Below are 21699 nucleotides of genomic sequence, written 5' to 3'. Positions count from 1 at the left end.
GGTTCAGAAATTGGGGGCGATAAATTGTCGAAATCTATTAAGAAATCATCCAATACGGATCGCATCATCTATTACAAAAATAAATTTGCAGAAGTTGCAGAGGCGGCGGGTCATTTCGAGGCCCACGATGCGAAGAACGAAAACCTGCAATTTGCCGCGCTTGAAGCCATTTTTAATTTTGGCCAGCAGATTCGTGCTGAACCAGAAATATTGGAAGAATTTGTCCGCGTGCATGAGCTTCCTTGGAACAAGATCTCACGAGAGAACCCGTACAATGCGCTCATCCGCCTTGCTTTGCCGAAGAGTACGAAAAAAGCGTGGGCCAGCCAGTGCAGTAAGGTTCTTCATTTTGCTCATGATCAGAAAATCAATGAGCATTTGAGCGATTGGCTGAAAGATGGCGGCATATCAGGCCGCTACGAAAATGCTGTCGAACATTTTACCCGCCGCACGACCGGAAAGTCTGGTCGTTCTAAAGAACTTAGATTGGAAACGGCGAAGCGACAGCTGATAGATGCACCGCTGACAGATGCGCTTTCGGGTCTCGATCTGAATGGAGAGAAACCCGGCTTCTTCCGCTCACTTGTCTATTATGATGGTACGACGACACGCCTCGTTCATGTTCGCGACACACCAGACGATACCGCAACTGAAAAATATTTACTTGATCTGGTGGCACTTACAGAAATTACAACGCATCCGCTTGCAGACAAACCACTGTTTTCATTTTTCCGTGCTGTTGATTTGATCACTGGCAGCTGCGGCGCGCCCAGCAAGAATGAAGAACGCTATATCCTCATATGGAACGAAACTGATGAGGCAAAAGCTAAATCAATCACACGCTTAAAACTGGTTTCGGATGCATACACGTTCGCCCATGCGAGTGCTACTCTGGCGCAAGCTGTTTCCGAGTTTGATGGTAAAGGACCACTGCTTTTCAGCTATGTAAATGCGCAAGCGTTTGCCAGAGACTTCCAACTGGATGACAAATGGCAAATTGAGGCCGACGCAACAGGCACCCATCTGGCGAATAACGCGAAGTCACCATTGAAATTTGCGTTAGCGCCACTTGGTGCGCGTAATTCGGCTGCCCCGCTTCGTGCTGGGTCAAAACCTACGCGGCGACACAAGCATTTTCAGTGTTCGATTGAACAAATGCGATCGCTCATTGCAAACACAAAGCGTTTCAGAAAGATGTTCGATAAGCAAAACACTGATGGTTTGACATCTTATCCGAAGCTAAAGAGATACCAGCTAGCTTGCGAAGGTGACGAAGTTTACTTGGAATTGCTGGAGCTGCCAAACGTTCGAACTTCATTTCTAACCTTCGCAAAACCCGGCGCCACTTTTGAACGTCATCGCGATCTCTCCATCGAAGATGCATTGCAAATCTGTGCGACGTTGCTGCCTTACGGCGATGATGTCACAGGATATGTCGCGAACAGCGATGTGGAGGACGCAGCCATTTGCATTGATCACAGTTTTGTGGACGGCGACCGCTTTGAATGTGCAACACCTCTCGTAATAAGCGTGAAAATGGACCGCACGCAAATCTGCGACGATTTAGACTTAGAGTCATTACCAACGCAGGTAACAGACCTATCGCTCTCGGCGAATATTGTAGCGCCGATGCGTAAGCACGATTATGAGAAAATCAAACAGGACAGATTAAAGAATACGGCATTCCCTCATATGCCATATTCATGCGCTGGCATGTTCGGAGCATTTATTACAAGCTATTTGCCTGACGACCCGCACCATAGAGCAGAACGAAAGTTTGACTTTGAATGGCAGCTCGAATGGTGGCGACGCATGACAGACATTCCGGTCCATGTCATAGCTTCGAACTGGACTGACGTGGAAATTTCCCAATCCGACGAGTTGCAACGCGTGAAAGAAGGTGGCGGTCGCATCATTCGTGAACCTGCGCAGGGAATCACGTTGAACCGCAATCGGTCGCTGACAGCATTCTATGCCAGCGATTTTGATTGGGGAATTATTATGGATGATGATGCCGCTCTTATGCATGGCCCGACATACAATAGCGGTGCAGCCTTTTTTACGGAAATAACCAAGAACCCATCTGCTTATGATGCAATTGATGTTTTCTATCCAATCAATCCGCAGAAAGCGAATAGCCAAGGTCCGCTCTGGAAAGCAGCGCCAGAGCTATTCGTAGACAACCATGTATTCGATCCGGAATACGATCTGAAAGGAAGCATGTACGTTGTTCGAAATTTCCGAAAAGGCGGGCGTCCGGAAATATTGCTGCCGTCGGATTTCGATATGCATGGGGAAGATACGCTTTTCGCGATTGAGGCTATCAGCAAGGGCGCATCCGTCTATCGTTGCGGAAACATGGTTCTTCAAGAATTAGGCATTGGCTCATCCCACTTCCCCAATCGAAAAGAGGGCATGAAGATGGGAAATGCGCGAATAGTAGAGTTATACAAGGACATGGACTTGAAGATGAGCATCCGCAAAGGGAGCGAACATCTCTTGGACCGTTCGGACATGCTTCGCAAAGTCGGACGCTCCGAAGACAAGCGCATCATTATTGAAAAGGCCAAAAGCGAAGTGGTGTGAGTTGAAAAATTTGTTTAACAAACTTTTTCGCGCTTACAGCAAGTCGACTGCGGCTTTCATCATTTCATCGCGCACATCGATGTAACGTTGCGTGGTCGTCAGGTTACGATGACCTGCCAATGTCATGATGACTTTCGGGCTAACCCCGGAATGTGCAAGGCGGGTAATAAACCAGCGGCGACCGCTATGCGACGTTGCACCATCAAGACCAGCTTGCTGATATAGCTGGCCCATCAACTGACAAAGCGTATTGGCAGAAAATGCAGTGCGCTTTTGCGTCAAAAGCAATGGCGCATCCGGTAAACGCTCATGCTGCGCCCCTCCACAATAGCGCTCAATCTCCCGGCGCAGCTTTTCGTTCACAAAGATCACTCTCGCATGACCACCCTTGGTAATTTCAGCACGCAATCGGAGTTGCTCGCGGACATTCCCCTCGCCGTCGATGACATCTTGTATAATAAGGGCCGCAATCTCTCCTACACGCAATCCAGCCATATGTGAGAGCATCAACGCCAGCCGATTACGCCCTGCGTGTCGGGATTGTGCGACCACTGCGAGCAGCCGCTTGAATTCCGCGTCCGTCAGCACACGCGCTTGTTTCACGACAACCTCACAAAAAGCAGAGTTTCCATGCCTTTGGTTATGTTACCATTCGATGCAAAGGGCGAGCGCGGAAACGCCGCTAAAATTGTTCAATGGATGCAATGGGTTAGGGCGGAGGAAGCCATAAACCTAAGAAAATGCGTATTTTATTAGATTCCGGATTGGAGTCCTAAGAATACGAGATGTACGAGGCCGTGAAATTCGAATGTGATAAGCGAAATTTTCCCTTAACTCGCATCGCCAGCGATATCGATAGCTGAGTATGTAGCCTATTGGAAAGTAAAGCCTACGAGACATGTCACCATCCACTTGTGGACAACGCAAGCCACAGCAGATTAGGTACATTAATAAGAATCGTTGTTGCAAACCGATACTATCGTAGGTTGGGGGCCTGCATTATGAAAATTCTTCCAACTGCATTGAAGCTCGATCAGTTATTTGGGTCTTCAAACGAGCAGTTCATCATTCCGCCATATCAACGCCGATATTCGTGGAGAGAGCGGCAAGTTTTTGAACTTCTAGAGGATATCGACCTCCTAGACGACACTGATGTTCACTTGCTAGGAAGCATTGTCTGCCTAACAGGTCACCATACAGCGGGGATCAATGGTCTTGAGTTAGTTGACGGCCAGCAACGTCTGACGACAATCTGCATCCTATTTGAGTGTCTTCGGGAACGTTTCGATCAAGCCGGTGACGAGGAGCAATTACGTGAATTAACACGCTTGCTGCTAGCCAAAGCTCCAGGCGGCAAAGTTGTACCAAAAGTCGCGCTGAATACTCTGGATGGCGATGAGTTTCGCGACCTATCGTCAGCGGATAAAATTGATTACGATAAGTTTGAAAACTATCATCTATCTAGCGCCTTCTGGACAATCCGGAACTGGCTTTCCGATAAAACCATAGAACAGCTTGGTACTTTTGCATTCAAACTTCAGAATCAAACGCTGGTTGTTCGTCTAGACATTAATGATGCAAAAGATGCCTTCAAGCTATTCGAGACCATTAACAATCGCGGCCTCAAACTAAGCCCAACAGACATCATCAAGAATTTTGTTTTGGGCAACGCAGCTCGATTTGGTTCGGCTCCGCTGGAAACAGCGCGAAAAAAGTGGGCGACACTAATCTCCCATCTGGACGGCACTGATACGGACGGGTTTTTTAGATACTTTCTTATTTCATCGTCTCACCGGCGCATAACGACAAATCAAGTTGTCCGTGAATTTAAGTCACTTTTCATGAACGAGGTGCGGGAGGCAAAAACATTACCCGATCGCCATCTCTATGCTGATGAAGAATATTCGAGGGATAATCTGGATCTCGAAATAGAACCCGAAATCAATGATATTGAGATACAGCAACGGCGAACCGAACAGGTTTCGTTCGTTGATTTCTTAGAACGCATAGTTGATAGCGCAAGAGTATTTGGACAGCTGGTCTTAGTAAAAACAGGTCACAAACAGATTGATCGGCATCTGCGAAATCTTCGTATGATAAAGTCCGCGCAGACCTATGGGTTCCTAATGCATCTCCGTCTAGGAGGTGTTGATGACAAAACATTCATTCAGATTCTCCAACTTACGGAAAGTTTTGTGCTGCGTCGTCATATATGTCGAGAGCGAGCGAACGAGACGGAAGGGTTGTTTGCTCGGTTATGCGATACAGATCCAAAGAACCCTCTCGCTGTGACAAAGAGAGCCTACCGAGATGCATGCCCAACCGATGACAAATTTAAACTTGAGTTCGCTGCTGCAACCTTCACTGCCAACATCATTGATCGTGCAAGGTACTGCCTCGAGCAGATTGAGATGCGTGGTCGTGGAAAGCACGCTGAACTGGCGGTATTGGGCGCCGAAGACGTGCACGTTGAGCATATAATTCCCCAGAAGATAAACACAGCTAAATCTAAACGGGACTATGGAGACTGGAGCAAATATTTAGGTAGCGGAGTAGACGCTCTTCATCCGCGATTAGTGTCTCGGATAGGCAATCTGACCTTGTTCGCTGGAGAGCTCAACATCAGTGCGTCAAACAATCCCTTCGCTGCGAAGAGGCAAGTATATAAGCAATCGGCGATAATGCTTACACAGGAGCTGGCCTCTATGTCAGTTTTTAAGTTCAAGCAGGTGGAGGCGAGATCATTGCAACTTGCTGAGCTCGCAGTGGATTATTGGCGTCGCCCATGAAAGAAACCCAGCCACAATCAGTCCAATATAGTCTTTCCTTCGCCAACGTTTTGTACTCAAGCCCTACCTAGGATGGACATCAACAATCCGTTATGTTGACGCCAGTAGCATTAAATCCGCCCGCAGAACCTCAAAAAATACATATTTTCTCAGGTTTATGGCACATGTATGCGGGCAAAATTGCCGACTGCATCGCATCGTTCTCAGTTTATGCTAAATATGCATTATGTGAACACACTCTCGGCCAGAGAAGGCACGTAGATCCTCTTCAGCGGTAGTAACGCTTGATAACGAGGGTCAAAATTTTGGTAATGTTCGAAAATCAGCCCTACTAGCTGATCCCCATCTACTAGGCGCAGGTTGGACTTTAAGCGACCGTACTCCCGCGCATCTTTCGTGTAACTGCCAAGCGTCACGTACAAGCCGTATTCCCTGCTCTCGACATTGCCTAAGAGTTGCGTCACTTCTGGGCGACCAACCGGATTGGTGATCTGCTTGCATTGAACCTTTATCACTGGAGGTTCGAAACCAAGTTCATCCTTGTGCGCGATCACGTCAACGCCACCATCGCCGGATTTAGGTGTAACGCGGGCGTGATAGCCCATGCATTCCAACAGATGAGCCACGAACTGTTCAAACTGATAGGCGTCGATGGCTGTTTTCAGCTGCCGGATCACGAAGTCCTGTGTCGTTTCCTCAGCTTGTGATGCTACAGCTTTTGATACCGTTGCATCGTCGCGTCGCTCTTCCGTGGCGTTTTCGGTGGGATTTGGTAACGGAGAGCCGTCGAGAGCGGCCAAGAACTCGTATCGATAGTTTTTCACGGCAAAGAGCGTGATAAACGAGCCGATTTCGTAAAGCGCATCTTGCGAGAAGTCTTCACGGGGAAGATGCTTTAGCCATTTCACCGGTAACATATTGGGGTAGGTCGGGTTCTTTAGGGGCTGGTATTGATATGGCCCTGCGACCTCACCCAAATTGACCATCCGATCAACTTTTGACGGATACACAACGAGATCGCCCGGCTTCACTTCATGAAGGAAGCGGAACAGCACACCGGCTTGTACCGGGATGGAGCCTGGTTTGGCGTCAGTATAAGCAACTTTGATCGCAGCTTTGAAGGCTTCTCGATTGGCTGACAGCTTGGAAAGGTCCCCGAGCTGCGGCCAGCCGATCCCGACGAAGCCCTCATCCGTCGGCTTGGTGCCGACGCTGATGTCCATGTGAACACCCCACAGCGGGGAACTTCTCTTTCTCGCATCGCTCATGGTTCGACTGCCTTTTCATCTAGTCCGAAGTAGATCGATATCTGACGCTTGACGGCTTCCCGCAAGTCGTTGGTATCGCTTGAACGAAGCTGCTTAATCCCTGCGAGGTTGAACCGGATATCCTTTTGTGCATCACCAATTGAGCTGTTGTGCACCAGCAAAAAATTTTGGTGAGGTAAGCCGTGGCCTTGGTTCAATCCCATGAGGTAGCCGATTTCATGATAGACGTTCGGATTACCCTTAGTTAAATCGGCGATGAGATAACCAGAATCCTCTATCAACCGTAGGATTTCATCATTGATAACGTAGGAAAAGCCAGTATCGAATTGATCTATTCGGAGTGGCCGAATGGCGATATCCAGATTGTGTTTGACGTTTAAGTCGTCGATTGCACTTTTGATCGCCACAAAGTTAGGTTTTGTATCTTCGCTAAACTGCATAGATACGAAGACTTGGCGTTTGCGAGACTGTGCGATCTTGCTAAAAATCTTGATGAGATCAGCCGCGTTGATTGAACGCAATTCGTACTGGTGCGTTCGCAGCGCCCAATTGGTGAACTGATCGTAAGTGCCCCCGCTTCGATCCGAGGATAGCTGGAAGTAGAGAAAGGCGGCGAATAACCCTTGGGCGGTCGAGGCTTGCAGCCGCTTATCGCCATAGGTGTCGTTGATGCGCCTAATCGCATCAAAAACGGCGTCCGTATCGAGCGTTGTATTTGGGTCGATCTGCCCGCGCACATCTTGCAAAGATTGGATCAACACTGAACGCGAGCATTCATCCTGACCCTTGTTCCTGCCAAATACGCACTTCAGGTTGGAAAGGTATGAAAAATCGAGCCTATCCTTGAGCAGGCGGCATTGCAAATATTCTGGCCCGAAGCGGTCGCTCAGGTCGCTGTCGGAGAAATCCTCCGGAGCATCGACTATCCCTTTGTAGACCTCCTCCGAAGTGAGCGGCATGGCTTTGGAGTTGATATTGTGAAAGAGCGCCTTTTCGTTGCGGCGGGCGTCCTTTGCGGAGCCGAAGAACACCAGACAAAACGGTGCAACGTACCGATCGAACTCGACATCCCTCAACGCCTCGAAGGCGCTCAAACGGTGGTTGCCGTCAATGCGTTTGAAGAGCTTCTGGTCGTCCGGCACAGTGATCTCGTAGCGCGTTAGGTCGCTAGCGGACCTCATCTTGCGCGGCTTGATGTCTAGCCCGTTGGTGTTCGACTTGAAGGGCTCGCCGTCACGGATCAGTTGAAACGGGTCGGCAGGGGGGGCTCCGGTCTTTTCATAATCGACGTCCAGTTGGACCGAGAGGATGATTTCAGGGAAGAACAGGTATTCACCAGCATTGAAGAATTTTTTGATGTCGTCTACATGCGCTGGCTTCAAGTCGCGCTGGTAAGCCTCGTCTGCATAAGAACATCGGGCGATGTCAGTCAGGCGGGCATATCCCCTCACGGTAAGAAAGCCGCCGATCGAGGGGGCGAAAGCGCCATTGAAAACCGTGGTCATACTGCTTCTCCCAACAGGATCGCTTCGATGTCTCTCTTGGCTTGTTCAAGCTCTGCGTTGGCCTCCTCTTCAAGCTGAACCGCCTTCGCGACGCGTAAGCGCGCTTCTTCTGCTAGTTTTTTCTGAACGCCAAGGGGAGGAACTGGGAGCTCCAATGTTCGCAGGAAGTCAGCATCCACGCGCTGATGGCCCGAGGCACCAGTGAAAAACCGAACAGCGGCTTTGCGGACCCGCTTCATTCGCAAGAGCGCGTGCAAGTATCCCATGTCCAGCGATCCGTCGGGCGACCGCAAGACGTGATACTCCGTAGATCCATAACCGAAACCATTGCATAGGCTTTCGGCCACGGCGGACTTTCCATTCTCCATGCATGGGGTGATCTTCGCCCAAAGCAGGTCACCCTCGCGGAAGAAGGTGTATCCGACATTTTCCGTCAGCACCCGCGTTTTAGGCTTTTCGATAATGCCGAGTCGATCGGATATCGTATCCATCGGGACAAAGCTGACGGCATCCTTATCGGTGAGCCCACGAAAGACAGTTTTCGGGTTAATCGCGCAAATTGTGCCAAGCTTGGCATTCGGGTGGGTAGCTGAGACCAAGTTGAAATCATACTGGTGTACCCGAGGGTCAAACCGCCAGCCGCCGAGGTCACTTGCCTCGGCGCGGAACATGCGCTTGTCGATTGTGTTCTCCGGCTCTGGCGGCAGGGTGATGCCAAGTTCAGTCAGCAGATAATCGTCGATCGACACCAACAGCGCGTCGGCTTCTGCGATGCTTGCAGCTCTTTTAGCAAGCCCGGAATTCCAAACCGCAGATATCTTCGACTGTATCTCCTGCGGCGGCGTTGGGATGAGAAGCCGCCGGATGTCGTCCGTTTGAAGCCGCGGTAGTGTTGTACCTGTCATTAGGCGACTGGTTTGACGGACGATAAAGCTACTACGAAGAAAAATCGCAAGAAACTCTGGCGTTAATGCAGTGCGGGCTGTCAAAACATGAAATTCCGATGAGCACATTCCGTCCCTGTCAGCCAGCCAAACCTTGTTGAGATAGGGCCGAAGCTTGGGGAAAAGGACGTCACCACTAAGGAATCCAACACCGGCAGCCATCTTTTCCGCGTCGGCAAATTCACAGGCTACGCCCGTTCCAGAACTAATGTGCTCTAATCCAACATATGTTTGGCCTCCAGGTACACGTTTCTCGAACTTGGCCTGTGTCTGAAGGGGATGAACGTCGAATGGCATTTTGCTGATAGCATCTCGGGCCGCTTCACAATCAGGATGATATGCCGATGGATCGATTCTGCTGATCGATTTGCCCCAACTTACCATGAAGAAGTGTTCTTCATTCAAGCCGGGGCTTAGACAAAAGGGCGCGGCGCTCCCTTCTCGATATGTTGAATGAAGCGGCTCAGCTCGGTGGCCACGATGTCGAGTTCATTGCCGCTGGTTGGGCGCCCAGTGGCGTCGTAGCCAATGTCCTCGGCGATCGCCATGAAGATCTCGTAATCCGCGACCTCGTTCTTCACCTTGGCCAAAAATTCGTCATTCAGTGTCTCGCGCAGAGTAACGATCCGTTCGTTGTAATCCTCGGACGTCGCGGCCCTCCATTGCTGGAAATCCTCCGTCTCTTCATGCGCCTTTTTGGCCTGATCCGCTGCGCTCTTGAGGCGACGCTTTGTCTCCGGTGTCAAAGTGCCTTGCGACGCAAGCGCATCCAGCTTGTCGACTAGTTGCTGGTCGATATGCTGGATGACGGCGTCACCCTTCTTTAGCTTTGCGGCTTTCTCCTTGATCAGGTTTTCGAGTGCCTTACCACCGTCTTTACGTGCGTGGATCGTGTCCTGTGCCTTCTCCTTGGCGCGCTGAATGGCAATCGTGGTTGCGCCATCGAATTTCTTTAAGAAAAGGACAGAGCTTTTCACGCCCGCACCGTTGGCCGCAAAAGCAAATTGCGGCAACGAAACGACGCTGACAATACGCCAATGCTCTTCGATCCAGTCACGGACATATTGCATGCTGGAATTAGTCAGAATGCTGTCCGGAATGACCATCGCAAGGTAGCCCCCCGGCTTGAGGAAGCGGTGACACTGCTCAATGAATAGAACTTCGGTCGTCTGCTGATCTCTTGCCTTCTCAAGAAAAGTGCGTCGGATTAGGTCGTTCGCGCCGACCTCCTTCTGCTTGACGGTGATGTTTTTCAGCTTGGCGTCGATCCAATCAACATCCTTGCAACCGAGGTCGTAGTCTTCCAGATACCGTTTCTCGTTAAGTTTGACTTTCGCCCCAAAAGGTGGATTTGTAATGATGAAATCAAAACGGCTTGGCTTGAAACCTTGGTTCTTGGTTCGCTCTCGCATGGTATCGATAGACTCGAGGCCATCGAAAGCAATGACATTGGTGTGCCCGTCATCATGAATGATCATGTTCATTTTGGCCGTGCGAGCAATACCTTCCGAAATCTCGATACCGTAAAGATTATTCTCTGCAAAGTCGTGCCAATGTTTATGGTGCTGAACCGAAGACTGCTCAAAGTAGCCTTCTTCGGCCATGCGATCAGCTTCACGGCGAACCTTGTCGAGAGCGTGCAGCAAGAAGCCCCCGCTGCCACACGAGGTGTCAATGACGACGGAATCATGCGTGATGGGTAACGCGTCAACGATGAACTTAACGATGTTACGCGGCGTGAAATATTGACCGAACTCTCCCCTGAAGAAGCCTGTCATGAAAGTTTCGAAGGCGCGTCCCTTACTGTCGAGATCGGTTTTTCCGAGGTTCGTTCCAGCGAGATAGCCGACCACGGTTTGTAGCTCAAAATTTGATAGACGAATGTCTTCTTTGAAGACTTCGGGGTCCTTCTCCCGACCCTTGTGATAGAGCGCCTGAATGCGCTTTTTAAGGTCATCTCCCTTGTCATCGGAAAAGACTTGGAAATCATAAGGCTCGCCCGGCTTCCTGTTTGTCCGTTCGTCCCAGATTTTACAGAAGATCAGCTTGTCTAGCTCATCGAAAGCTTCAGATGGGTTCCGCTTGCCGCCCGCCCAAAGTGCATCATGAGCCTGCTTGAACTTGCGGGTGAGTTCGTTTTCCTCCACCACTTCAAGCTCAAAGCCACCTTGGCCGCCTTTGGTGTATTTCGCGCGAGATGCTTCCTTCTGGCCGATCTTTGGTAGATCGGCGATCCGGTTCTCAATGCGCTCGGCACCGCCGAACCCGGATACCTTGAAATAGTCGTTTCGGATGCCAGAAGTCATCCAAAGGAAGTCGGCACTGAGGGAATTTGCGTAACCGAAGCCTTGCTCGACCGCTTGATCCAACTCGCCTTGGCTTGCTTCCTGACGCTTGCACTCAATGACAATATAAGGCCACTTCTTCGACGCATCCTTGAACACAACCATATCTGCATGGATGTTTGGAACGCGGTGAGGTACCGGGTACTCAAGGGCAATCTGACCTGCCGGGTAACCATAGTCGAGGATAAGAGACACGTACGCCTCGGCACGAACAATCTCTTCTGCATCGCTCAATCGATATTTTTTGTTTTGGGCTATGTAGATAACGTTTCTGTTCTCTTCATCGAACGCAATGATGCGCCGTTCGATGCCACGATCTATCGTATCCGAAACTGCCATTTTTATATCCCATACGCTCACTGATTCGTGCGCTCGGATATTATGAAGTTGATTGCTGTTTGACCAATTGCAATGTAGTGGTGGTGGCACTTAGGAGAATATTGCAAGCTGGATAACTTAGAAGGGTGATTAGGTTTCTAAAATTTTCCTAAGCCACTATACTTCTTGGAAAGGTCAAACAAAGTTCAATATCACAGGAGATTTCGGAGAAAACCTAGTACAGCGTGGTGATACTTGCAATGCCATTCAGACTAGCACAATTATAGCACATAATAAAAAATATCTTTTATTAACAATGAAATACAGATTACAATATCAATTGAAAATCCGCGTGTCGGCGGTTCAAATCCGTCTCCGGGCACCACTCTTTCGTCCCAAAAATAACAATGATGTTTTACAGGTTTTGAGTCTCGCTACGAGAGCACTATGCTTTCTGCCTCCACTGCGCATCAAACCCTACCGCTAACTCAGCATCGACCGATTACGCCCGGCATTTTTTGCGGCATATAAAGCTTTATCAGCAGCCACCAGAAAAGCCTTGCGATCCCCACGTTGATACTCGGCAATACCGGCTGAGAACGTAACTTCAATAGACTCACTGCTCAATCGCATCTCAGCGAGTTGGCCACGCAACCTCTCAACCACGGCCAAAGCTGCATGTGCGTTTGTACGCGGCATAATGATCAGAATCTCTTCGCCTCCATAGCGGACGGCAGAATCGCCCTCTCTGATCCCATTGATGATCATCTCTGAAATCTCGCGCAAAACCTCGTCACCAACCACATGTCCGTAAAGATCGTTGATCCTTTTAAAGTAATCCACATCGATAAACGCGACCGAGAGAGGCTCAAGCCGCACTCTCGATAAGGCAATTGCTTTTGACACACGATCAAGACCGGCTCTGCGATTGAGCAGAGCCGTCAGCTCATCGCGCGTTGCATGAAATTCAAGCTTTCGATTTGCGCGCAACAATTTGTCTTCGGCAATCTTCTGCTGCGTAATATCAGTGACGAATGTTGCCTTGTTGCGGCTTCCATCTTTGCCCAGCAGCAGAACGGCATTTGCGATGATGAAAAGCTCGTTGCCATGCCGATCCAGCACAGTCCATTCCATCTGAAGCTCAGTCAGGGATTTGCTATCACCTTCCGAGTAATCGTTGATGAAACTGTTATGCAATGCGGTAAGCTTATCCTTGTTTGCATCCGGAACCAGAATAGTAAAATCCTGACCAATCAGTTCATCTGCTTCATAGCCATAAAGATTGCAAAACGCTCTGTTGACGAAAATGAAAAGACCTTGTTCATCAGTAATGCAAACACCGAGAGGACTTTCTGTGACCAAAGAAAGAATATTCTTCGAGGAAACAAAGGGATTCTTCTGATCGTGTATGTGCATATATTCGCATCCTCTTCCTGACGTCACATATAACGTCTCAAGACGATTTTCCGCTCATAAACTGAATAAAGATTTTTAACACAGGTTTGGAAATTTTGAAGAATATCATTCATAAAAATCAAATACTAAGCTTTATGGATATTATAATGATATTCACGGTTTTGTAGAAAATCTGTGCTCTCTTATAGGCTGTTACAACTGATAATTGCGCATTGGATGACCACACCTCATTCTGACAGATTTGTTAGTTGATTGAAGCAATCCAATTTGCTTAATGAGGCCCATGCTTTTACACGACAAACACCGCCTCGCTGTTCTCACTTCCTACAACACGATCGAGATGGGCCAGGACCGTACACTGGATGCGCTCTGCAATCTCGTGTTGTCGACGTTTGGCGTGCCAATGGCTGCAGTTTCACTTGTTGACGAGCATACCACGCATCACATTGGCATGGCTGGATGTGTGTTTGGCGATGTGCCAAACGAGAACACTTTCTGTTCGCATGCCATTGAAGGAACTGACCCGTTTCTCATTGAAGATGCAACGAGCGACTACCGCTTTGCGACCAATCCGTTTGTGAAAGAAGCTCCGGGTATCCGGTTTTATCTCGGTGCTCCACTCATTGCGCCAGATGGATCGACGCTTGGCGCGATTTGCGCGCTTGATACTAAGATCAGACAATGCACAGCGGAAGAGAAGATCAAGCTTGCTGGCCTTGCCAGCACGGCTGTCGAAATTCTCAATATGCGCCGCGTTTTGCGTGAAGCGCGCAAGCTCGCTCTTGTTGATGGGCTAACCGGCATTGCCAATCGAACCGGCATTGAGCTGGAAATCGAAAAAGCCATCATGGCTTCGCGCAATCACGGCCTGCCATTCTCACTTCTCTATTTCGACGTCGATCATTTTAAGCAAGTCAATGATCAGCGTGGTCACTCTGCGGGTGATGAATTGTTGCGGCTGATCGGTGAAACACTTGCCGAGCGCAATCGTCCCGATGAAATTAGCGCACGGCCCGGTGGCGACGAGTTTATCGTATTGCGATTGGGCGGCACCAAAGCCAGCGACCTCGCAGAAGCACACAATATCAAAGCATTGCTGGACGATGCTGTTTCGCGTGCTGGTTTTCCGGTTAGCTTCTCAATGGGGCTTGTCAGCTTCAGTGCTGCCCCCAATGATGTAGCCGCAGCACTTTATGCGGCAGACGCTCTTCTTTATGATGCCAAGCGTCGCGGCAAAAATATGATCTCCGCGGGCGAACAGAAGTGACAACCGACGCCGTCACTTTTGAGTGAAACTCTCAATACGCGTAATCGCGGCGGTTGATCTTGTGTCAGTTCCGGCTATTTTCGTGCAGTTTCCGCATAAATTGGCGAGGATTCTTCATGATCTGGACTCTGTTCGGCATTCTTTCTGGCGCATGTATCGCAATACAGGCACCAATCAATGCAGCGCTGGCGCGTGGCCTTGGCTCACCTGTGACGGCTGCCGCCATCTCATTTTTGTCAGGTGCCGTCATTCTTGGAATGATTGCCGCGATAACCGCACGCGCAACAGGTGCTATGCCAAACTTCAACGTGCCTGCGGGCTGGTTGTTTGTGGCTGGTGGTGCGCTGGGCTGCATCTATGTGACAACATCAGTTCTGCTCACGCCTCGCATCGGGGCCGCCGCCGTGATGGGGCTTGCTGTGGCCGGACAATTGCTGGCTGGGCTTGCCGCAGACCGTATCGGCTTTATGGGTATCGCTGTTCGCGAAATCACTGCCGGGCGTATTGCGGGAGCTGTCTTGCTGCTGACCGGCGCGCTGATGATCCGCTTTCTTTAGAGCCCATTTTAGGCGCATCTTGTTCCGAAAACCGTTTCACACTTTTCGGGATGCTCTTATATAAAAAGCGCGCCATTAATCTGACGCGCTTTTGTCTTTTACGAAAATGCAGGCTTATTGCTGAACATATTCCAGCGTCAGCGTTTCAACACCAGCTGACAGTGCAGTGCCCTTTTCGGTGTCTACAGCCAGCGGCTGAAGCGTGAAAGCCTGACCAGTTCCACCAACCAGAACCTGAACACCTGCGCCAAGACCAAGGCTTGCATCCGCTTCTGCACCAGCATAGGTGCCAGCAAGTGCGCCCGGCTCAATGGTGGTGGTTGCGGCGAGAACAGTCCAGGTCATCTGGCCGCCAGTGGTTTCACCGAGCTCCAGACCATACTGATCGATCGATCCGTTATACTGCTGCGACAGGCCATTGCCATTCGACAGCGTGCAGCTAACCTTCTGCTTCTGCTCAATGATCAGGCCAATGCCAGCCGACACATCACAGGAGAGCACACCAACTTCGGCGCTGACCTGCGCAGAACCGGAAGTCGTTGCAGCCATAAGAATAGAAGCACCAAGCACCCAAATTGCTTTTTTCATCATGAACTCTTCCCAAAAAATCTGCGCAGTTATTCCACGCAACCATGTCTTCGTAAGGGAACAATACTTAAGATTGCGCTTAAAAATGAATTATCTTTTGGTATGGGTCTGACTATCTGAATAGCTTCGCATGAACTTATAAGAAAAACCCCGGCTTGCGTAAACAAGCCGGGGTTTTGCGCTTAACCTTTGAAGGTATATTCCGTAATCGACTGCGGCTTCATTTCAATCGAGAAGCCTGGCAGCGATGGCGGCATATAGGCCGCATCCTTGATGATGCACGGCTCGATGAAATGCTCGTGCAAATGATCGACATATTCGATCACACGACCGTCCATGGTGCCAGACACGGCAACATAATCGATCATCGACAGATGCTGCACATATTCACAGAGGCCAACACCGCCTGCATGTGGCCAGACCGGCTTGTTATATTTCGCAGCAATCAATAGAACGGCCAGCACTTCGTTCAGACCGCCCATGCGACATGAATCGATCTGAACAATGTCAATCGCGCCTTCTGCGATGAACTGCTTGAAAATGATGCGGTTCTGGCACATTTCACCCGTCGCAACCTTCACGTCGCCAATGGCTTCACGAATTTTACGATGACCTGCAACATCATCCGGGCTGGTTGGTTCTTCGATGAAGAACGGCTTGGAGAAGGCAAGCTTGTTGACCCATTCGATTGCCTGCTCGACTTCCCAGACCTGATTGGCGTCGATCATCAGATAACGATCCGGACCGATAACCTCACGCGCAATGGTGAGACGACGAATATCGTCTTCGAGATCGCGGCCAACCTTCATCTTGATGTGGTTGAAGCCTTCATCAATGGCTTCCTGACACAGGCGACGCAGCTTGTCGTCGCCATAGCCGAGCCAGCCAGCCGAAGTCGTGTAGCAAGGATAGCCAGTGGCTTCGAGCTTCGCGATACGCTCAGCCTTCCCACTTTCCGCCTTGCGCAGAATCTCAACCGCTTCGTCGCGGGTCAACACATCGGTCAGATAGCGATAATCGACAATGTCCGCGATTTCTTCTGCTGACATTTCCGACACCAGACGCCAGACCGGCTTTCCGGACTGCTTTGCCAGCAAATCCCAGAATGCATTGACCACGGCACCCGTTGCCAGATGCATCGCACCCTTTTCAGGACCGATCCAGCGCAGCTGGCTGTCGCTGGTCAGATGACGCCAGAACTTGCCCGGAGCCTCGCGCACCACATCGAGATCAACGCCGACCACCAAATGGCGCATGGCAAGAATTGCCTGACAGCAGATGTCGTTGCCGCGACCGATGGTGAAAGTGAGACCATGGCCTTTCAGCGCCTCATCATCCGTATCGAGGATAACATAGGCTGCCGAGTAATCCGGGTCAGGGTTCATTGCGTCAGAGCCGTCCAGACTTTGCGAAGTCGGGAAACGGAGATCGAAGACGCGCAGATCAGTAATTTTCGTCATGATTTATCCGTGATCAGACCATGCTCCCCACCCATAAAAACGGGCTTCGGGGAGCATGTTCAAAAGAATTAAACGTCAGCGCGCACGTTCTGTTTCTGCGTGCCGAGACCTTCGATGCCGAGCTCGACAACGTCACCAGCCTTGAGGTAGCGTGGTGGCTTCATGCCCATGCCAACGCCGGGAGGCGTGCCGGTGGAGATGATATCGCCCGGCTGCAAAGACATGAACTGTGACAGGTATGAAACCAGATGACGCACGCCATAGACCATGGTCTTGGTCGAGCCGTCTTGCATGGTTTCGCCGTTGACTTTGAGCCACATGCCAAGGTTTTGCGGGTCGGCAACTTCGTCCTTCGTCACCAGCCATGGACCGGTTGGGCCAAATGTGTCGCAAGACTTGCCTTTGGTCCACTGACCGGCACGTTCGATCTGGAAAGCGCGTTCCGAGACGTCATGCAGCGTGCAGTAGCCAGCGACATAATCAAGCGCGTCGTCTTCCGAAACGTATTTCGCGGTCTTGCCGATAACGATGCCAAGCTCTACTTCCCAATCGGTCTTTTCAGAACCGCGCGGGATGAGCAGATCGTCGTTCGGGCCAACGATGGCCGAAGTCGCTTTCATGAAAATGACTGGCTCTGGCGGAACAGCCATGCCGGATTCTGCTGCGTGATCGGCATAGTTGAGGCCGATGCAGATGAACTTGCCAGTGCCTGCAACGCATGGGCCGAGGCGTGGGTTGCCTTCGACCTTTGGTAGTACATTCACATCGAGCGAGCCAAGCTTTGCAAGGGTTTCAGGGCTGAGAACGGCACCCGATAGATCGCTGACATGCGCCGACAAATCACGGATATTGCCGTCTGCATCAAGAAGGCCTGGCTTTTCCTGACCCGTTTCGCCATAGCGAAGAAATTTCATGAGTTTACTCCTTGTGGGGATTTTCGGCAGCGAACTTAAATCGTCCAGCCACCATCGATGTTGTACGCCTGACCAGTCGTGTAAGTGGCACCCGCGAGATAGACCGCGAGATCGGCAATTTCTTCCGGCTGGCCGATACGGCCTATTGGCTGACGCGCGATGAAGGCTGCACGCTGCTCTTCATAATCGCCCTGCGCACGCAGGCGATCCTGCAGTGAAGGACTTTCAACCGTACCGGGGCAGATGGCGTTGCAACGGATGCCCTTGGCAACATAATCGGCAGCAACAGCCTTGGTCAGACCGATGACAGCTGCCTTGGTGACGCCATAGGCAAAACGGTTCGGCACGCCCTTCACACTTGAAGCGACCGACGCCATGTTGACGATGGCACCGTCTTTGCGCTCCAGCATACCCGGCAGCACGGCCTGAATGGTGCGGATCATCGCCTTGATGTTGAGATTGATCGCGAAGTCGAGGTCTTCGTCCTTCATTTCCAAAATCGAACCGCCATGGACGACGCCCGCGCAGTTGAACAGAATATCGATCTGACCGATCTCGGCCACGAGCGCCTTCACTTCTGCTTCGTCAAGCACGTTGAGTTTGCGGGTGATGATACCCGAAACGCCTTCGAGTTCCTTCAGCGCTGCTTCGTTGATATCGGTCGCATAGACCTTGGCGCCTGCTTCTGCAAAAGCCAGCGCACTCGCACGGCCAATGCCCTGAGCCGCCGCCGTGATCAGTGCGGTTTTTCCATCAAATCGTATCGTCATAGTCATGCCTTCCGTTCAACAAGCAGGATGTGGTCACAAGCAAGCACCACTTCATCCCGCTGATTAAGCACTTCGCACCGCTCATTCACGCGGCCCATATTTGCCCGTTTCGGATCGTCTTCCTTAGCGCTGATCGTCACGCGCGTGCGGATCGTATCGCCAATATGCACCGGGCGCACGAAGCGAAGGCGATCATAGCCATAAGAAAACGCAACAGGGTTAATCAGCGTGGCGGTCAGGCCGACGCCGATTGCAAAGACCATCGTGCCATGGGCAATTCGCTGACCGCCCGGCAAGGTCTTTGCAAATTCCGCATCCATGTGGTGCGGAAAGAAATCGCCCGTATGCCCGGCATGAACTACGAAATCGGTTTCGGTGATCGTGCGGCCATAGGTGATGCGCTGATGGCCCAGTTCGTAATCTTCAAAATAGATCGTCTGTTCAGACATGATCAAAACTCCGGTTTTGCAGCAAGCGTCGTGGCGGGCGCAGCGCTTGACTGATAAGCGGCTTCGACCAGTGCCATCGTGTGCCATGCATCTTCGACCGAGCCGATCAGTTCTGCATCTTCACCAGTGGCGAAACGCTGCAACTGCGCCATGCGGTTTAAGAATGCGTCCGGAAACCATGCGCCTTGAAGTGCGACCTGCACCCAATCGCCTCCGCCCTTTGGCTTGATCCAGAGCTCGTCCGGTTCACCACGCGGATAGTCAAGATTGACGCCGAGTTTCACGTAAGCAGCGCCCTCGGTGCCGCAGATACGGAATTCGCAAGCCTGAAACTTACGGCCAAAATCATGGTCGTGATTGATCGACAGCGCACAGCGCACGCGGTTGCCATAATCAAGAATTGCAGCGGTGCGGGTCTGGGCGACCTCGTGGTTCGGATGCCCGATGGTCTTGGCATGAACACCTTGCGGATTACCAAGCAAACCGCGTACGAAATCCAGATAATGGATCGAATGCATTGCTATCTCGATACGTGGCAGACCTTTGAGGAACGGCCACAGACCCCAAGGGGTCGCAAGCGCCAGCCATGCGTCGAAATCCACCACTTCGCCGAGCAAGCCCTTATCTACGGCGTCGTAAAGAGCGAGCATCATCGGCGCGAAACGCAGCTGGAAATTCACCGCAGCTTTCAGATTACGCGCGCGGCAAACTTTCAGAATTTCCGTAGCTCGCTCAAGATCGCTGCCCATCGGCTTCTGGATCAGAACAGCCGCGCCTTCTGGCAATTGCGCGAGGATCGAAGCATGAGCGGAAGGCGGCGTTGCCAGATCGAAGATCGCGTCTTCAACCGCAATTGCTTCCTCAAGACTTGCAAAAGCCTTCACGCCCCATTTGTCGGCGAGTTCTTTGACCTTATCAAAATTTGGGTCGAAAATGCCAGCAACCGGAAAACCGCCCTGCTTATAGGCTGGCAAATGCGCGTCGCCGACAATGCTGCCCGCGCCGAAAATCACGATTGGTTTCGGTAAGCTCGGCTTCGGCCACCATTGGCGCAGGGCTTTCGGATCAAACGCTTCAGTCATGATGGAAAACCTCCTCCATCATCGCCCACCATTCACCCTCTTTTCGGGTTTCAAGCGGCTTCTGGCATGGCATACAGACTGACCACCATTCCTGATTTTTCGGATTATCGGCCATCTTCTTCATGTCGGCTTCAAAGTCGGTGCCGACATAGTCCCATGTGCCAAACAACAGGTTTTCAGGCTCTTTGAAAAAGATCGTGTAATTGGTGATGTTGCAGTCGGTAATGAGTGAGAGAATTTCCGGCCACACGCTCGCGTGCAGCTTTTTATATTCTGCGATCCTCTCAGGCTTCAGCCCGATCACCATGCCCATTCTTTCAGCCATTATGATCTCACGATCTCGCGGGTGAATTCAGAAACCGAGCGCGCACGCACGGCATCCCAATCCCACGAAATGCCAATGCCCGGCTCGGAAGGTGCAATGGCGTGGCCATCACGAATTTCCATGCCCTTGGTGGTCAGGTCATCAAGCTGCGGAATATATTCGACATAGCGCCCGTTCTGCACGGCACAGGTGAGGCTGACATGCAGTTCCATCAGGAAGTGCGGGCAAACCGGAATATCGAAGGCTTCTGCGGTGTGCGCAACCTTCAGCCAAGGCGTGATGCCGCCAATACGCGCCACATCCACCTGCACGATGGAGCAAGCGCCCTTCTGCATATATTCGCGGAAATGACGAATGGAATAGATCGATTCACCAACCGCAATCGGTGTCGGGGTGGAACGGGTCAGGCGGATATGACCATCAAGATCATCCGCCGGAAGCGGCTCTTCAATCCATGCCAGATCAAGCTCTTTCAGGCGCTCGGCACGACGGATCGCTTCATCCACGCTAAAGCCCTGATTGCAGTCGGTCATGATTTCAAAGCCATCGCCTACAGCTGCACGCACCGCCGAAAGACGCGCATAGTCTTCCGAACCATGTGGCTTGCCGATCTTCACCTTAGAGCCGGAAAACCCCTTGGCTTTGGCTTGCAAAGCATCCTCGACCAGCGCTTCTTTTTCGATATGCAGCCAGCCGCCTTCGGTCGTGTAAAGCGGACAACGATCCTTGGCACCGCCTGCAAGCTTCCACAGCGGCAGGTTCTGCTTTTTCGCACGCAAATCCCAAAGGGCGGTATCAACGGCGGCGAGAGCCAAAGCCGTTATTGCGCCAATGGTTGTGGCATGGGTCGCAAATTCGAGCTTACGCCAGATCGCTTCGATGCGATCAGCGTCTTCATTCAAGATAAGCGGAACCAGATGATCGCTCAACAACCGCATGACGGATGAGCCGCCGGTGCCAATGGTGTAGCTGTAGCCCGTACCGACCGCACCATCACTATCAGTGATAGTAACAATCGGCGTTTCCTGACTGACAAAGCTCTGGATCGCATCGGTGCGTTTGACCTTCGGCGGAAGGTCAGCCATGCGCAGTTCAACTTTTTCAATCCGTGCCATG

At 51.2% G+C, this 21699-nt stretch carries 18 protein-coding genes; 4 read left to right on the top strand and 14 right to left on the bottom strand.

The genetic code is table 11. From position 1 onward, the window contains the following. The first annotated feature begins 24 nt into the window (after positions 1 to 24). Positions 25 to 2586, top strand: a complete 2562-nt coding sequence (locus WH356_RS06755; RefSeq protein WP_339509412.1) for a hypothetical protein — start codon at positions 25 to 27, stop codon at positions 2584 to 2586. Between the two features lie 33 nt (positions 2587 to 2619). Here the strand turns inward: WH356_RS06755 and WH356_RS06750 are convergent, their stop codons facing one another. Beyond that, positions 2620 to 3189 (bottom strand): tyrosine-type recombinase/integrase, encoded by a 570-nt coding sequence (locus WH356_RS06750; RefSeq protein ID WP_339509411.1) that lies wholly within the window; start codon positions 3187 to 3189, stop codon positions 2620 to 2622. A gap of 398 nt (positions 3190 to 3587) precedes the next feature. Here WH356_RS06750 and WH356_RS06745 point away from each other — a divergent pair, with 398 nt between their 5' ends. Further along, positions 3588 to 5375 (top strand): DUF262 domain-containing protein, encoded by a 1788-nt coding sequence (locus tag WH356_RS06745; RefSeq protein WP_339509410.1) that lies wholly within the window; start codon positions 3588 to 3590, stop codon positions 5373 to 5375. A gap of 224 nt (positions 5376 to 5599) precedes the next feature. Here WH356_RS06745 and WH356_RS06740 read toward each other — a convergent pair whose 3' ends face one another. The 5 genes from WH356_RS06740 to WH356_RS06720 form a co-directional block, all read right to left on the bottom strand. Next, the gene (locus tag WH356_RS06740) at positions 5600 to 6598 is read right to left on the bottom strand and encodes a restriction endonuclease (RefSeq protein WP_339509409.1); all 999 of its coding nucleotides are present in this window, start codon (positions 6596 to 6598) and stop codon (positions 5600 to 5602) included. A 41-nt stretch (positions 6599 to 6639) separates the two neighbouring features. Further along, a complete protein-coding gene (locus tag WH356_RS06735; RefSeq protein WP_339509408.1) occupies positions 6640 to 8148 on the bottom strand; it encodes a hypothetical protein in 1509 nt (502 codons plus the stop codon). Next, positions 8145 to 9497, bottom strand: a complete 1353-nt coding sequence (locus WH356_RS06730) for a restriction endonuclease subunit S (protein ID WP_339509407.1) — start codon at positions 9495 to 9497, stop codon at positions 8145 to 8147. Before WH356_RS06730 ends, WH356_RS06735 begins: the two co-directional genes overlap by 4 nt. Before the next feature lie 8 nt (positions 9498 to 9505). Further along, positions 9506 to 11776, bottom strand: coding sequence for a restriction endonuclease subunit M (locus WH356_RS06725; protein WP_339509406.1), 2271 nt, complete (start codon positions 11774 to 11776; stop codon positions 9506 to 9508). A 462-nt stretch (positions 11777 to 12238) separates the two neighbouring features. After that, positions 12239 to 13171, bottom strand: a complete 933-nt coding sequence (locus WH356_RS06720; RefSeq protein ID WP_339509405.1) for a sensor domain-containing diguanylate cyclase — start codon at positions 13169 to 13171, stop codon at positions 12239 to 12241. Between the two features lie 283 nt (positions 13172 to 13454). On the opposite strand from WH356_RS06720, the gene WH356_RS06715 reads away from it, so the two are divergent. Both WH356_RS06715 and WH356_RS06710 read left to right on the top strand, forming a co-directional pair. Beyond that, a complete protein-coding gene (locus WH356_RS06715) occupies positions 13455 to 14438 on the top strand; it encodes a sensor domain-containing diguanylate cyclase (protein ID WP_339509404.1) in 984 nt (327 codons plus the stop codon). 116 nt (positions 14439 to 14554) lie between these two features. Then, entirely contained in the window at positions 14555 to 14995 is a 441-nt protein-coding gene (locus tag WH356_RS06710) for a DMT family transporter (protein WP_339509403.1), read from the top strand. Between the two features lie 114 nt (positions 14996 to 15109). Here WH356_RS06710 and WH356_RS06705 read toward each other — a convergent pair whose 3' ends face one another. The 8 genes from WH356_RS06705 to WH356_RS06670 all read right to left on the bottom strand — a co-directional run bounded on the left by WH356_RS06705 (position 15110) and on the right by WH356_RS06670 (position 21698). Continuing rightward, on the bottom strand, positions 15110 to 15586 hold the full coding sequence (locus tag WH356_RS06705) for a DUF992 domain-containing protein (protein WP_339509402.1): 477 nt from the start codon (positions 15584 to 15586) through the stop codon (positions 15110 to 15112). 179 nt (positions 15587 to 15765) lie between these two features. Beyond that, a complete protein-coding gene (locus tag WH356_RS06700; protein ID WP_339509401.1) occupies positions 15766 to 17043 on the bottom strand; it encodes an L-fuconate dehydratase in 1278 nt (425 codons plus the stop codon). Positions 17044 to 17111: 68 nt separating this feature from the next. Next, the gene (locus WH356_RS06695; protein WP_339509400.1) at positions 17112 to 17957 is read right to left on the bottom strand and encodes a fumarylacetoacetate hydrolase family protein; all 846 of its coding nucleotides are present in this window, start codon (positions 17955 to 17957) and stop codon (positions 17112 to 17114) included. Positions 17958 to 17992: 35 nt separating this feature from the next. Further along, the gene (locus WH356_RS06690) at positions 17993 to 18727 is read right to left on the bottom strand and encodes an SDR family oxidoreductase (RefSeq protein ID WP_339509399.1); all 735 of its coding nucleotides are present in this window, start codon (positions 18725 to 18727) and stop codon (positions 17993 to 17995) included. A 2-nt stretch (positions 18728 to 18729) separates the two neighbouring features. Next, positions 18730 to 19176 (bottom strand): MaoC/PaaZ C-terminal domain-containing protein, encoded by a 447-nt coding sequence (locus WH356_RS06685; protein WP_339509398.1) that lies wholly within the window; start codon positions 19174 to 19176, stop codon positions 18730 to 18732. Between the two features lie 2 nt (positions 19177 to 19178). Next, positions 19179 to 20258, bottom strand: coding sequence for a Gfo/Idh/MocA family protein (locus WH356_RS06680; protein WP_339509397.1), 1080 nt, complete (start codon positions 20256 to 20258; stop codon positions 19179 to 19181). Next, positions 20251 to 20583, bottom strand: a complete 333-nt coding sequence (locus WH356_RS06675) for an L-rhamnose mutarotase (RefSeq protein ID WP_339509396.1) — start codon at positions 20581 to 20583, stop codon at positions 20251 to 20253. Before WH356_RS06675 ends, WH356_RS06680 begins: the two co-directional genes overlap by 8 nt. Continuing rightward, a complete protein-coding gene (locus WH356_RS06670; protein WP_339509395.1) occupies positions 20583 to 21698 on the bottom strand; it encodes a mandelate racemase/muconate lactonizing enzyme family protein in 1116 nt (371 codons plus the stop codon). The genes WH356_RS06675 and WH356_RS06670 overlap by 1 nt, the downstream gene beginning before the upstream one ends. Between the last annotated feature and the right edge of the window lies 1 nt (position 21699).

Origin of the sequence: Ochrobactrum sp. MYb379, from assembly GCF_037479515.1 — a bacterium.
Classification (GTDB): Bacteria; Pseudomonadota; Alphaproteobacteria; order Rhizobiales; family Rhizobiaceae; genus Brucella.
The sequence above is the reverse complement of the archived record's forward strand: the minus strand, read 5'-3'. Positions and strand labels throughout refer to the sequence as shown.

Bases quoted from the DNA above. Each gene is read 5' to 3' on its own strand.
- WH356_RS06740 (WP_339509409.1), bottom strand. From the start codon at position 6,598: ATGGACATCAGCGTCGGCACCAAGCCGACGGATGAGGGCTTCGTCGGG.
- WH356_RS06695 (WP_339509400.1), bottom strand. From the start codon at position 17,957: ATGAAATTTCTTCGCTATGGCGAAACGGGTCAGGAAAAGCCAGGCCTT.
- WH356_RS06675 (WP_339509396.1), bottom strand. From the start codon at position 20,583: ATGGCTGAAAGAATGGGCATGGTGATCGGGCTGAAGCCTGAGAGGATC.
- WH356_RS06735 (WP_339509408.1), bottom strand. From the start codon at position 8,148: ATGACCACGGTTTTCAATGGCGCTTTCGCCCCCTCGATCGGCGGCTTT.
- WH356_RS06705 (WP_339509402.1), bottom strand. From the start codon at position 15,586: ATGATGAAAAAAGCAATTTGGGTGCTTGGTGCTTCTATTCTTATGGCT.
- WH356_RS06720 (WP_339509405.1), bottom strand. From the start codon at position 13,171: ATGCACATACACGATCAGAAGAATCCCTTTGTTTCCTCGAAGAATATT.
- WH356_RS06710 (WP_339509403.1), top strand. From the start codon at position 14,555: ATGATCTGGACTCTGTTCGGCATTCTTTCTGGCGCATGTATCGCAATA.
- WH356_RS06700 (WP_339509401.1), bottom strand. From the start codon at position 17,043: ATGACGAAAATTACTGATCTGCGCGTCTTCGATCTCCGTTTCCCGACT.
- WH356_RS06670 (WP_339509395.1), bottom strand. From the start codon at position 21,698: ATGGCACGGATTGAAAAAGTTGAACTGCGCATGGCTGACCTTCCGCCG.
- WH356_RS06685 (WP_339509398.1), bottom strand. From the start codon at position 19,176: ATGTCTGAACAGACGATCTATTTTGAAGATTACGAACTGGGCCATCAG.
- WH356_RS06725 (WP_339509406.1), bottom strand. From the start codon at position 11,776: ATGGCAGTTTCGGATACGATAGATCGTGGCATCGAACGGCGCATCATT.
- WH356_RS06745 (WP_339509410.1), top strand. From the start codon at position 3,588: ATGAAAATTCTTCCAACTGCATTGAAGCTCGATCAGTTATTTGGGTCT.
- WH356_RS06680 (WP_339509397.1), bottom strand. From the start codon at position 20,258: ATGACTGAAGCGTTTGATCCGAAAGCCCTGCGCCAATGGTGGCCGAAG.
- WH356_RS06715 (WP_339509404.1), top strand. From the start codon at position 13,455: ATGCTTTTACACGACAAACACCGCCTCGCTGTTCTCACTTCCTACAAC.
- WH356_RS06690 (WP_339509399.1), bottom strand. From the start codon at position 18,727: ATGACGATACGATTTGATGGAAAAACCGCACTGATCACGGCGGCGGCT.